The organism is Streptomyces sp. NPDC043738 (genome assembly GCF_056436545.1).
Genome location: NZ_JBWKCJ010000008.1, coordinates 154,649 through 167,676 on the forward strand (window position 1 = coordinate 154,649; position 13,028 = coordinate 167,676).

The 13,028-nt window shown below is 66.3% G+C and carries 12 protein-coding genes; all 12 read left to right on the forward strand.

Annotation, left to right across the window (positions count from 1 at the left end; genetic code table 11):
• The first annotated feature begins 53 nt into the window (after positions 1-53).
• Positions 54-3,965: a DNA-directed RNA polymerase subunit beta' gene (locus AC0680_RS13825; protein WP_478627932.1), complete on the forward strand. Its 3,912-nt coding sequence runs from the start codon at positions 54-56 to the stop codon at positions 3,963-3,965.
• Positions 3,966-4,174: 209 nt separating this feature from the next.
• Positions 4,175-4,657, forward strand: a complete 483-nt coding sequence (locus tag AC0680_RS13830; RefSeq protein ID WP_384486053.1) for a DUF1707 and DUF4190 domain-containing protein — start codon at positions 4,175-4,177, stop codon at positions 4,655-4,657.
• Between the two features lie 389 nt (positions 4,658-5,046).
• Positions 5,047-5,418: a 30S ribosomal protein S12 gene (gene rpsL / locus AC0680_RS13835; RefSeq protein ID WP_003948652.1), complete on the forward strand. Its 372-nt coding sequence runs from the start codon at positions 5,047-5,049 to the stop codon at positions 5,416-5,418.
• Between the two features lie 2 nt (positions 5,419-5,420).
• A complete protein-coding gene (gene rpsG / locus AC0680_RS13840; RefSeq protein WP_004571813.1) occupies positions 5,421-5,891 on the forward strand; it encodes a 30S ribosomal protein S7 in 471 nt (156 codons plus the stop codon).
• Between the two features lie 39 nt (positions 5,892-5,930).
• Positions 5,931-8,051: an elongation factor G gene (gene fusA / locus AC0680_RS13845; RefSeq protein WP_478627935.1), complete on the forward strand. Its 2,121-nt coding sequence runs from the start codon at positions 5,931-5,933 to the stop codon at positions 8,049-8,051.
• A gap of 158 nt (positions 8,052-8,209) precedes the next feature.
• The gene (gene tuf / locus AC0680_RS13850; protein WP_384429890.1) at positions 8,210-9,403 is read left to right on the forward strand and encodes an elongation factor Tu; all 1,194 of its coding nucleotides are present in this window, start codon (positions 8,210-8,212) and stop codon (positions 9,401-9,403) included.
• A 481-nt stretch (positions 9,404-9,884) separates the two neighbouring features.
• The gene (rpsJ, locus tag AC0680_RS13855; RefSeq protein WP_003948644.1) at positions 9,885-10,193 is read left to right on the forward strand and encodes a 30S ribosomal protein S10; all 309 of its coding nucleotides are present in this window, start codon (positions 9,885-9,887) and stop codon (positions 10,191-10,193) included.
• Positions 10,194-10,207: 14 nt separating this feature from the next.
• Positions 10,208-10,852 (forward strand): 50S ribosomal protein L3, encoded by a 645-nt coding sequence (rplC, locus tag AC0680_RS13860; RefSeq protein WP_006604873.1) that lies wholly within the window; start codon positions 10,208-10,210, stop codon positions 10,850-10,852.
• An 8-nt stretch (positions 10,853-10,860) separates the two neighbouring features.
• The gene (gene rplD / locus AC0680_RS13865) at positions 10,861-11,511 is read left to right on the forward strand and encodes a 50S ribosomal protein L4 (RefSeq protein WP_384429893.1); all 651 of its coding nucleotides are present in this window, start codon (positions 10,861-10,863) and stop codon (positions 11,509-11,511) included.
• Positions 11,511-11,834, forward strand: coding sequence for a 50S ribosomal protein L23 (rplW, locus tag AC0680_RS13870; RefSeq protein ID WP_042155860.1), 324 nt, complete (start codon positions 11,511-11,513; stop codon positions 11,832-11,834). The genes rplD and rplW overlap by 1 nt, the downstream gene beginning before the upstream one ends.
• Before the next feature lie 39 nt (positions 11,835-11,873).
• Positions 11,874-12,710, forward strand: coding sequence for a 50S ribosomal protein L2 (rplB, locus tag AC0680_RS13875; RefSeq protein WP_030413014.1), 837 nt, complete (start codon positions 11,874-11,876; stop codon positions 12,708-12,710).
• 12 nt (positions 12,711-12,722) lie between these two features.
• Positions 12,723-13,004 carry a 30S ribosomal protein S19 gene (rpsS, locus tag AC0680_RS13880; RefSeq protein ID WP_016571057.1) on the forward strand — a complete coding sequence of 94 codons (282 nt, stop codon included), beginning with the start codon at positions 12,723-12,725 and terminating at the stop codon, positions 13,002-13,004.
• Positions 13,005-13,028 lie beyond the last annotated feature (24 nt).

Consider the following 13,028-nt stretch of genomic DNA (forward strand, 5'->3'; position numbering starts at 1 on the left):
CCCGGACCCCGTACAGACCATCTAGACACGACCCTGAGAGGGATTGACGCATAGTGCTCGACGTCAACTTCTTCGACGAGCTGCGGATCGGCCTCGCCACCGCTGACGACATCCGTCAGTGGTCCCACGGTGAGGTCAAGAAGCCGGAGACCATCAACTACCGCACCCTCAAGCCCGAAAAGGACGGACTCTTCTGCGAGAAGATCTTCGGTCCGACCCGGGACTGGGAGTGCTACTGCGGTAAGTACAAGCGCGTCCGCTTCAAGGGCATCATCTGCGAGCGCTGCGGCGTCGAGGTCACTCGCGCCAAGGTGCGCCGTGAGCGGATGGGCCACATCGAGCTGGCCGCTCCTGTTACCCACATCTGGTACTTCAAGGGCGTGCCGAGCCGGCTGGGCTACCTGCTGGACCTCGCGCCCAAGGACCTCGAGAAGGTCATCTACTTCGCCGCGTACATGATCACGTACGTGGACGAGGAGCGCCGTACGCGCGATCTGCCCTCGCTGGAGGCCCACGTCTCCGTCGAGCGCCAGCAGATCGAGCAGCGCCGCGACTCCGACCTGGAGGCCCGCGCCAAGAAGCTCGAGACCGACCTGGCCGAGCTGGAGGCCGAGGGCGCCAAGGCCGACGTGCGCCGCAAGGTGCGCGAGGGCGCCGAGCGTGAGATGAAGCAGCTGCGCGACCGTGCGCAGCGCGAGATCGACCGTCTCGACGAGGTCTGGAACCGCTTCAAGAACCTCAAGGTCCAGGACCTGGAGGGCGACGAGCTGCTCTACCGCGAGCTGCGTGACCGCTTCGGCACGTACTTCGACGGTTCCATGGGTGCCGCTGCCCTGCAGAAGCGCCTGGAGACCTTCGACCTGGACGAGGAGGCCGAGCGCCTCCGCGAGATCATCCGGACCGGCAAGGGCCAGAAGAAGACCCGTGCGCTCAAGCGCCTCAAGGTCGTCTCCGCCTTCCTGCAGACTCGCAACAGCCCCAAGGGCATGGTGCTGGACTGCATCCCGGTGATCCCGCCGGACCTGCGTCCGATGGTGCAGCTGGACGGTGGCCGCTTCGCGACCTCCGACCTGAACGACCTGTACCGCCGTGTGATCAACCGCAACAACCGCCTCAAGCGTCTCCTTGACCTCGGTGCCCCCGAGATCATCGTGAACAACGAGAAGCGGATGCTGCAGGAGGCCGTCGACGCGCTGTTCGACAACGGCCGCCGCGGTCGCCCGGTGACCGGTCCCGGTAACCGCCCGCTGAAGTCGCTGTCCGACATGCTCAAGGGCAAGCAGGGCCGCTTCCGTCAGAACCTGCTCGGTAAGCGAGTCGACTACTCGGCGCGTTCCGTCATCGTCGTCGGCCCGCAGCTCAAGCTGCACCAGTGCGGTCTGCCCAAGGCCATGGCGCTGGAGCTGTTCAAGCCGTTCGTGATGAAGCGTCTGGTGGACCTCAACCACGCGCAGAACATCAAGAGCGCCAAGCGCATGGTGGAGCGCGGCCGCACGGTCGTGTACGACGTCCTCGAAGAGGTCATCGCCGAGCACCCGGTTCTGCTGAACCGTGCGCCCACCCTGCACCGCCTCGGCATCCAGGCCTTCGAGCCGCAGCTGGTCGAGGGCAAGGCCATCCAGATCCACCCGCTCGTGTGCACCGCGTTCAACGCGGACTTCGACGGTGACCAGATGGCCGTCCACCTGCCGCTCTCCGCGGAGGCGCAGGCCGAGGCCCGCATCCTGATGCTGTCCTCGAACAACATCCTCAAGCCGGCCGACGGCCGTCCGGTCACCATGCCGACCCAGGACATGGTGCTGGGCCTCTTCTTCCTCACCACGGACGAGGAGGAGCGCGAGGTCAAGGGCGAGGGCCGGTCCTTCGGCTCGGTCGCCGAGGCGATCATGGCCTTCGACGCCCGCGAGCTGTCGCTCCAGGCCAAGGTCGACATCCGCTTCCCGATCGGCACCGTCCCGCCGCGTGGCTGGACCCCGCCGGCCGTGGACGAGGCCGACGGCTTCGGCGCGACCGAGTGGCAGCAGGGTGACAGCTTCCGCCTGCGGACGACCCTGGGCCGTGCGCTCTTCAACGAGCTGCTGCCCGAGGACTACCCGTTCGTCGACTACTCGGTGGGCAAGAAGCAGCTCTCCGCGATCGTCAACGACCTGGCCGAGCGCTACCCGAAGGTCATCGTCGCGGCGACCCTGGACAACCTGAAGGCGGCCGGTTTCCACTGGGCCACCCGCTCGGGTGTCACCGTCGCCGTCTCCGACATCGTCGTGCCGGAGGCCAAGAAGGCCATCGTCGCGGGCTACGAGGCCCAGGACGAGAAGGTCCAGAAGCAGTACGAGCGCGGTCTGATCACCAAGGACGAGCGCACTCAGGAACTGATCAACATCTGGACCAAGGCGACCAACGAGGTCGCCGAGGCGATGAACGAGAACTTCCCCAAGACCAACCCCATCTTCATGATGGTTGACTCGGGTGCCCGAGGAAACATGATGCAGATGCGGCAGATCGCCGGTATGCGTGGTCTGGTGTCGAACGCGAAGAACGAGACCATCCCGCGTCCGATCAAGGCGTCGTTCCGCGAGGGTCTGTCCGTGCTGGAGTACTTCATCTCCACGCACGGTGCCCGTAAGGGTCTGGCGGACACCGCTCTGCGTACCGCCGACTCCGGCTACCTCACCCGTCGTCTGGTCGACGTCTCCCAGGACGTCATCATTCGCGAGGAGGACTGCGGTACGGAGCGCGGCCTCAAGCTGCGGATCGCCTCGAAGGGCCCCGACGGTGTCCTGCGCAAGGCGGACGACGTCGAGTCCAGCGTCTACGCCCGCATGCTCGCCGAGGACGTCGTGGTGGACGGCAAGGTCGTCGCGCCGGCCAACGTCGACCTCGGTGACGTGCTCATCGACGCGCTGGTCAACGCGGGCGTGGAGGAGGTCAAGACCCGCTCGGTCCTGACCTGTGAGTCCGCGGTCGGCACCTGCGCCTACTGCTACGGCCGTTCGCTGGCCACCGGCAAGCTGGTCGACATCGGTGAGGCGGTCGGCATCATCGCCGCCCAGTCCATCGGTGAGCCCGGCACCCAGCTGACGATGCGTACCTTCCACACCGGTGGTGTGGCCGGTGACGACATCACCCTGGGTCTGCCGCGTGTCGTCGAGCTCTTCGAGGCCCGTACGCCCAAGGGCGTCGCCCCGATCTCGGAGGCGGCCGGCCGCGTCCGGATCGAGGAGACCGAGAAGACCAAGAAGGTCATCGTCACCCCGGACGACGGCAGCGACGAGACGGCGTACGGCGTCTCCAAGCGTGCCCGCCTCCTGGTGGCAGAGGGCGACCACGTCACGGTCGGCCAGCCGCTGACCGTGGGTGCCGTCAACCCGCACGACGTGCTGCGGATCCTCGGCCAGCGCGCCGTCCAGGTCCACCTGGTCGGCGAGGTCCAGAAGGTCTACAACAGCCAGGGCGTGGCGATCCACGACAAGCACATCGAGATCATCATCCGGCAGATGCTGCGCCGTGTGACGATCATCGAGTCCGGCGACGCGGAGCTGCTGCCGGGCGAGCTGGTGGAGCGCACGAAGTTCGAGGGCGAGAACCGTCGCGTCGTGGCGGAAGGCGGCCACCCGGCCTCCGGCCGTCCGCAGCTGATGGGTATCACCAAGGCTTCGCTGGCCACCGAGTCCTGGCTGTCGGCGGCGTCCTTCCAGGAGACGACCCGGGTTCTGACCGACGCGGCGATCAACGCCAAGTCGGACTCCCTGATCGGCCTCAAGGAGAACGTCATCATCGGTAAGCTCATCCCGGCCGGTACGGGCCTGTCCCGCTACCGCAACATCCGGGTCGAGCCCACCGAGGAGGCCAAGGCCGCGATGTACTCGGCCGTCGGTTACGACGACATCGACTACTCGCCCTTCGGCACCGGCTCCGGCCAGGCGGTCCCGCTGGAGGACTACGACTACGGTCCGTACAACCAGTAATCCTGGTCCGTACGACAGCAACAGGGCGGTCACCCCTCGGGGGTGGCCGCCCTGCGGCATTGGGGGCCGTGCGGGGGAACTTGTCTCCCCATTGCTGCGTCTGTGATGAGAAGATGGGGAGAACTGTCGAGCGGGGGGAGGTTCGCGAAGTGGCATTCCAGCCTTGGCAGGGTGGGCAGCCCGCTCAGCCGCCGAATCAGGTGCCGGCCATGCGGGCTTCGCACGCCGATCGTGAGCGGGCGGTCGATGTGCTCAAGGCGGGATTCGCCGAGGGGCGGCTGCTGCAGCCGGAGTACGAGCAGCGGATCGCCCGGGCCTACGAGGCGCAGACGCATTCCGAGCTGCAGATGCTGGTCGCGGACCTGCCGATGGGGCCGGTGCCGCAGGCGCAGTTCATGCCGCAGCGGCCGATGGTGCCGGCGACGTTCATGCCGATGCAGATGCCGATGCCGGTGACGACGAACAGCTCGGCGACCGGCGCGCTGGTCTGCGGGATCATGACGCCGGTGACCTGGGGCCTGACGGCGATCCCGGCGGTCATCCTGGGGCACAAGGCGCGCGCCGAGATCCGCCGGACCGGCCAGGGCGGGGACGGCCAGGCCATCACGGGCCTGATCCTGGGCTGGCTGGCGATCGGGGGCTGGGCGCTGTTTCTGTTGATCTTCATCCTGTCGGCGGCGGTCGGCCTCTGACGGTTCCGGGGGATCCGAGGGGCGGCCGGGGCGTGTTGCAGGGGTGTGGCGCCTTCTTCCGTACGGCCGTGGATCGCACTACGGTGGCCGCAACGCCGTGACGAGTCCGGCGTGTCCTTCGCGTGTGCATTTGTTTTGACCGCAGCCAATGCGGTAGGTACGCTCTGACCTTGTGCCTGGGGTGTCCCTGGGCTGCCGTGCGCGCAATCTCCCCGAGCCTCTGGGTCGGGAGCGGCGTCCACACGGGAGCCAGGTTTTTGACACCGCAATCTGCCGCCTCACTCGTTCCAGCGAGGACCGGACTGCAGTATTCGACACACCCGACCGCGTGGGTCGGGGACGTTCCAGGTTAGCTTTACCGAGACTGGCACACAGAAACCGGAGAAACGGTGCCTACGATCCAGCAGCTGGTCCGCAAGGGCCGGCAGGACAAGGTCGAGAAGAACAAGACGCCCGCGCTCGAGGGTTCTCCCCAGCGCCGTGGCGTCTGCACGCGTGTTTTCACCACCACCCCGAAGAAGCCGAACTCGGCCCTGCGTAAGGTCGCGCGTGTGCGTCTGACCAGCGGGATCGAGGTCACCGCTTACATTCCGGGTGAGGGCCACAACCTCCAGGAGCACTCGATCGTGCTCGTGCGTGGCGGCCGTGTGAAGGACCTGCCGGGTGTTCGGTACAAGATCATCCGCGGCTCCCTCGACACGCAGGGCGTCAAGAACCGCAAGCAGGCTCGCAGCCGCTACGGCGCCAAGAAGGAGAAGTAAGAATGCCTCGTAAGGGCCCCGCCCCGAAGCGCCCGGTCATCATCGACCCGGTCTACGGCTCTCCTCTGGTGACCTCCCTCATCAACAAGGTTCTGCTGAACGGCAAGCGCTCCACCGCCGAGCGCATCGTTTACGGCGCCATGGAGGGTCTGCGCGAGAAGACCGGCAACGACCCGGTCATCACGCTCAAGCGCGCGCTCGAGAACATCAAGCCGACCCTTGAGGTCAAGTCCCGCCGCGTCGGTGGCGCGACCTACCAGGTCCCGGTCGAGGTCAAGCCCGGCCGTGCGGCCACCCTCTCGCTCCGCTGGCTCGTGGGCTACTCCCGCGCCCGCCGCGAGAAGACCATGACCGAGCGCCTCATGAACGAACTGCTCGACGCCTCCAACGGCCTCGGCGCTTCGGTCAAGAAGCGCGAGGACACGCACAAGATGGCCGAGTCCAACAAGGCCTTCGCGCACTACCGCTGGTAGTCGCAACCCACATCGAGACCGAGAGAAGATTGAGCCACTATGGCCACCACTTCGCTTGACCTGGCCAAGGTCCGCAACATCGGGATCATGGCCCACATCGACGCGGGCAAGACGACCACCACCGAGCGGATCCTGTTCTACACCGGCGTTTCGTACAAGATCGGTGAGGTCCACGACGGCGCTGCCACGATGGACTGGATGGAGCAGGAGCAGGAGCGCGGCATCACGATTACGTCCGCCGCGACGACCTGTCACTGGCCGCTCGAGGACGTCGATCACACCATCAACATCATCGACACGCCCGGCCACGTCGACTTCACCGTCGAGGTGGAGCGCTCGCTGCGCGTGCTCGACGGTGCCGTGACGGTGTTCGACGGCGTCGCCGGTGTCGAGCCGCAGTCCGAGACCGTTTGGCGTCAGGCGGACCGCTACGGCGTGCCGCGTATCTGCTTCGTCAACAAGCTGGACCGTACCGGTGCCGAGTTCCACCGCTGCGTCGACATGATCACGGACCGCCTCGGCGCGACCCCGATCGTGATGCAGCTGCCGATCGGCACCGAGGCCGACTTCAAGGGCGTGGTCGACCTCGTCCGCATGAAGGCGCTCGTGTGGTCCGCCGAGGCCGCCAAGGGCGAGATGTACGACACCGTCGACATCCCGGCCACGCACGCCGAGGCCGCCGACGAGTGGCGCGGCAAGCTGCTCGAGGCCGTCGCCGAGAACGACGAAGAGATCATGGAGCTGTACCTGGAGGGCCAGGAGCCCACCGAGGAGCAGCTGTACGCGGCGATCCGTCGCATCACGATCGCTTCCGGCAAGGCCGACGTCACCACCGTCACCCCGGTGTTCTGCGGTACCGCCTTCAAGAACAAGGGTGTGCAGCCGCTGCTCGACGCGGTCGTGCGCTACCTGCCCTCCCCGTTGGACGTCGAGGCCATCGAGGGCCACGCGGTCAACGACCCGGAGCAGGTCGTCGCGCGCAAGCCGTCCGAGAGCGAGCCGCTGGCCGCCCTCGCGTTCAAGATTGCGAGCGACCCCCACCTGGGCAAGCTCACCTTCATCCGGGTGTACTCGGGCCGCCTCGAGGCCGGCTCGCAGGTGCAGAACTCGGTGAAGGGCAAGAAGGAGCGCATCGGCAAGATCTACCGGATGCACGCGAACAAGCGTGAGGAGATCGAGTCGGTGGGTGCCGGTGACATCGTCGCCGTCATGGGTCTGAAGCAGACCACCACCGGTGAGACCCTCTGCGACGCGAGCCACCCGGTGATCCTGGAGTCCATGGACTTCCCGGCGCCGGTCATCCAGGTCGCCATCGAGCCCAAGTCCAAGGGCGACCAGGAGAAGCTGGGTGTCGCCATCCAGCGCCTCGCCGAAGAGGACCCCTCGTTCCAGGTGCACACCGACGAGGAGACCGGCCAGACCATCATCGCGGGTATGGGCGAGCTGCACCTCGACGTGCTGGTCGACCGTATGAAGCGTGAGTTCAAGGTCGAGGCCAACGTCGGCAAGCCGCAGGTCGCCTACCGTGAGACCCTGCGCAAGGCCGTCGAGCGTCTCGACTACACGCACAAGAAGCAGACTGGTGGTTCCGGCCAGTTCGCGAAGGTGCAGATCGCGATCGAGCCGCTCGAGGGCGACGGGTACGAGTTCGAGAACAAGGTCACCGGTGGCCGTATCCCGCGGGAGTACATCCCGTCCGTGGACGCGGGCTGCCAGGAGGCCATGGAGTTCGGTGTTCTCGCCGGCTACCCGCTGACCGGTGTCAAGGTCACGCTCCTCGACGGTGCGTTCCACGAGGTCGACTCTTCCGAGATGGCCTTCAAGATCGCCGGTTCGATGGCCTTCAAGGAGGCCGCCCGCAAGGCCAGCCCGGCCCTGCTGGAGCCGATGATGAAGGTCGAGGTCACCACGCCCGAGGACTACATGGGCGATGTGATCGGCGACATCAACTCCCGCCGTGGTCAGATTCAGTCCATGGAGGAGCGCGCCGGCGCCAAGCTCGTCACGGGCCTGGTTCCGCTCTCGGAGATGTTCGGCTACGTCGGAGACCTCCGCAGCAAGACGTCGGGTCGCGCAAGCTACTCGATGCAGTTTGACTCCTACGCCGAGGTTCCGCGGAACGTCGCCGAGGAGATCATCGCGAAGGCCAAGGGCGAGTAGCTCCGTCTCCCGCGAGTCGGAACACGCTTTAGGCTTGACACCGTCTGCCGGGGTAATCCCCGCAATCCGTGAGGAATGCCCCGGCAGCCGGCACCCCAGCAAAGATCACCTGGCGCCGATGAGTAAGGCGTACAGAACCACTCCACAGGAGGACCCCAGTGGCGAAGGCGAAGTTCGAGCGGACTAAGCCGCACGTCAACATCGGCACCATCGGTCACATTGACCACGGTAAGACGACCCTCACGGCCGCCATTACCAAGGTGCTGCACGACGCGTACCCGGACCTGAACGAGGCCTCGGCCTTCGACCAGATCGACAAGGCTCCTGAGGAGCGCCAGCGCGGTATCACCATCTCCATCGCGCACGTCGAGTACCAGACCGAGTCGCGTCACTACGCCCACGTCGACTGCCCCGGTCACGCGGACTACATCAAGAACATGATCACGGGTGCGGCGCAGATGGACGGCGCCATCCTCGTGGTCGCCGCCACCGACGGCCCGATGCCGCAGACCAAGGAGCACGTGCTCCTGGCCCGCCAGGTCGGCGTTCCCTACATCGTCGTCGCCCTGAACAAGGCCGACATGGTGGACGACGAGGAGATCCTGGAGCTCGTCGAGCTCGAGGTCCGTGAGCTCCTCTCCGAGTACGAGTTCCCGGGCGACGACGTCCCGGTCGTCAAGGTCTCGGCGCTCAAGGCGCTCGAGGGCGACGCCGAGTGGGGCAAGTCCGTCCTCGACCTGATGAAGGCCGTCGACGAGTCCATCCCGCAGCCCGAGCGTGACGTCGACAAGCCGTTCCTGATGCCGATCGAGGACGTCTTCACGATCACCGGTCGTGGCACCGTCGTCACCGGTCGTATCGAGCGTGGTGTCCTCAAGGTCAACGAGACCGTCGACATCATCGGCATCAAGACCGAGAAGACCACCACCACGGTCACCGGCATCGAGATGTTCCGCAAGCTCCTCGACGAGGGCCAGGCCGGTGAGAACGTCGGTCTGCTCCTCCGTGGCATCAAGCGCGAGGACGTCGAGCGCGGCCAGGTCATCATCAAGCCGGGCTCGGTCACGCCGCACACCTCGTTCGAGGCTCAGGCGTACATCCTGTCGAAGGACGAGGGTGGCCGTCACACCCCGTTCTTCAACAACTACCGCCCGCAGTTCTACTTCCGTACCACGGACGTGACCGGCGTCGTGACCCTCCCCGAGGGCACCGAGATGGTCATGCCGGGCGACAACACCGAGATGTCGGTCGAGCTGATCCAGCCGGTCGCCATGGAGGAGGGCCTGAAGTTCGCCATCCGTGAGGGTGGCCGGACCGTCGGCGCCGGCCAGGTCACCAAGATCAACAAGTAATTGTTGATCCGGTTGATCCGGTAGCTCCCGGTCTTCGGGCCGGGGGTCCGGGGGTTGCCCCCGGGATAGCACAGCCACAGGGAGCCCCGTCCACCATCAGGTGGGCGGGGCTCCTTGACAGTTGGGGTCCGATTGGCCTTACCCATCCCGCGTATGGCACACTGTCCAGGTTGCTCGGTTGAGTGCCGATGCTGCGCGCCTCCCGCCGGGAGGACTGGAAGCGAGTCCCAGGTATTCGTCGTCCCTTCTCAGGGCCGGAAATACGGGAATCTTCCGGGAAGCGTCAGCGGGGTGCCTCGGCCAGGCGCCCGGTGGGTGTTCTTCCCCTGCCTACTCCTTCTTCAGGGATCTCTCGTGCGGAGATTTACGAGAAGGGGTGCGACACGCCCGACCGCGTGGGTCGGAGAAGAACAGTGCTTCTCGATGAGGTGCAGCCTGCCGGGTCCCAGAGCGTTACGAGAGACAGGACTACGAAGTAGCCATGGCGGGACAGAAGATCCGCATCCGGCTCAAGGCCTACGACCACGAGGTCATCGACTCCTCGGCGAAGAAGATCGTCGAGACGGTGACTCGCACTGGTGCGTCGGTCGCGGGCCCGGTGCCGCTGCCCACTGAAAAGAACGTGTACTGCGTCATCAAGTCGCCGCACAAGTACAAGGACTCGCGCGAGCACTTCGAGATGCGCACGCACAAGCGCCTGATCGACATCCTCGACCCGACGCCCAAGACCGTTGACTCGCTGATGCGCCTGGACCTTCCGGCCGGCGTTGACATCGAGATCAAGCTCTGAGAGGCGCGGAAGAGATGGCTAAGCAGATCAAGGGCATCCTGGGCGAGAAGCTCGGCATGACCCAGGTCTGGGACGAGAACAACCGTGTCGTCCCGGTGACCGTGGTGAAGGCCGGCCCCTGCGTCGTTACCCAGGTGCGCACCAATGACCAGGACGGTTACGACTCCGTCCAGATCGCCTTCGGCGAGATCGACCCGCGCAAGGTGAACAAGCCCCTCAAGGGCCACTTCGCGAAGGCCGACGTCACCCCCCGTCGTCACCTCGTCGAGGTCCGTACTCCCGATGCCGGCGAGTACACCCTCGGCCAGGAGCTGACCGCTGAGACCTTCGAGTCCGGCGTCAAGGTGGACGTGACCGGCAAGAGCAAGGGCAAGGGCTTCGCCGGTGTCATGAAGCGTCACGGCTTCCACGGCGGCAAGGCCTCGCACGGTGCCCACCGCGTGCACCGCAAGCCGGGCTCCATCGGTGGCTGCGCCACCCCGGGCCGCGTGTTCAAGGGCATGCGGATGGCCGGCCGTATGGGCAATGAGCGGGTCACCACCCAGAACCTGACCGTCCACGCCGTTGACGCGGAGAAGGGTCTGCTGCTCATCAAGGGCGCAGTTCCTGGTCCGAACGGCGGCCTCGTCCTGGTCCGTACCGCGGCCAAGGGGGCCTGAGGTAACCGATGAGCACCATTGACATCCTTTCGCCGGCAGGCGACAAGGCCGGGTCCGTCGAGCTCCCCGCGGAGATCTTCGACGCCAAGGTCAGCGTTCCGCTGATCCACCAGGTCGTTGTCGCGCAGCTGGCTGCGGCCCGTCAGGGCACGCACAAGACCAAGACTCGCGGCGAGGTCCGCGGCGGTGGCAAGAAGCCGTACCGCCAGAAGGGCACCGGCCGGGCGCGTCAGGGTTCGACCCGTGCGCCGCAGTTCGCCGGCGGTGGCATCGTCCACGGCCCCGTGCCGCGTGACTACAGCCAGCGGACCCCGAAGAAGATGAAGGCCGCCGCCCTGCGCGGTGCCCTCACCGACCGGGCCCGCAACAGCCGCATCCACGTCGTTTCCGGCGTGGTCGAGGGCGCGGTTTCCACCAAGGCCGCCAAGTCTCTTCTCGGCAAGGTCAGCGAGCGCAAGAACGTGCTCCTGGTCGCCGAGCGCAGCGACGAGGCCGCGTGGCTGTCCGCCCGCAACCTGCCCCAGGTTCACATCCTGGAGCCGGGCCAGCTGAACACGTACGACGTGCTCGTCTCCGACGACGTGGTCTTCACCAAGGCCGCTTTCGAGTCCTTCGTGTCTGGCCCCAAGGCCGCTGAGACCGAAGGGAGCGACGCCTGATGACTGAGGCCGTCGTCACCAGCAAGACCTTCACGGACCCGCGCGACGTTCTCGTCAAGCCGGTGGTTTCCGAGAAGAGCTACGCGCTGCTGGACGAGAACAAGTACACGTTCATCGTCGCGCCCGGCGCGAACAAGACCCAGATCAAGCAGGCCGTCGAGGCGGTCTTCTCGGTCAAGGTCACCGGGGTCAACACGATCAACCGGCAGGGCAAGCGCAAGCGCACCCGCACCGGTTACGGCAAGCGCGCCAACACCAAGCGCGCCATCGTGACCCTCGCCGAGGGCGACCGTATCGACATCTTCGGCGGCCCGGTCTCCTAACGGAGTCCGAGTCGTCCGGAATCGGACGAGGACTGAGAAATGGGTATCCGCAAGTACAAGCCGACGACCCCGGGCCGTCGTGGCTCCAGCGTCGCCGACTTTGTCGAGATCACGCGGTCCACGCCGGAGAAGTCGCTGGTCCGCCCGCTGCACAGCAAGGGCGGCCGTAACAACGCCGGTCGTGTGACCGTTCGCCACCAGGGTGGTGGCCACAAGCGCGCCTACCGCGTGATCGACTTCCGTCGTCACGACAAGGACGGCGTGCCGGCCAAGGTCGCGCACATCGAGTACGACCCGAACCGCACCGCGCGCATCGCGCTGCTGCACTACGCAGACGGCGAGAAGCGCTACATCATCGCGCCCCGTGGCCTGGTCCAGGGTGCTCGGATTGAGAACGGCCCTGGCGCCGACATCAAGCCGGGCAACAACCTGCCGCTGCGTCACATCCCCGTGGGTACGACGATCCACGCGATCGAGCTGCGTCCGGGCGGCGGTGCGAAGTTCGCCCGCTCGGCCGGTGCCTCCGTGCAGCTGCTGGCGAAGGAGGGCGCGATGGCCCACCTTCGTATGCCTTCCGGTGAGATCCGCCTGGTCGACGTGCGCTGCCGCGCCACCGTCGGCGAGGTCGGCAACGCCGAGCAGTCGAACATCAACTGGGGCAAGGCCGGCCGTATGCGCTGGAAGGGCGTCCGCCCGACCGTGCGTGGTGTCGTGATGAACCCGGTTGACCACCCGCACGGTGGTGGTGAGGGCAAGACCTCCGGTGGTCGCCACCCGGTCTCGCCCTGGGGCCAGAAGGAGGGTCGTACTCGCTCGCCGAAGAAGGCAAGCAACAAGTACATCGTCCGCCGCCGCAAGACGAACAAGAAGCGCTAGGAGCGGGTTTAGATGCCGCGCAGTCTCAAGAAGGGGCCCTTCGTCGACGACCACCTCGCCAAGAAGGTGGACGTACAGAACGATGCAGGCACCAAGAACGTCATCAAGACCTGGTCCCGCCGCTCCATGATCGTCCCGGCCATGCTCGGCCACACGATCGCGGTGCACGACGGCCGCAAGCACGTCCCGGTGTTCGTCACCGAGTCGATGGTCGGCCACAAGCTCGGCGAGTTTGCGCCGACCCGCACCTTCCGCGGCCACGAGAAGGACGACCGCAAGTCGCGTCGTCGCTGATCGACCGGAGTGCGAAGACTATGA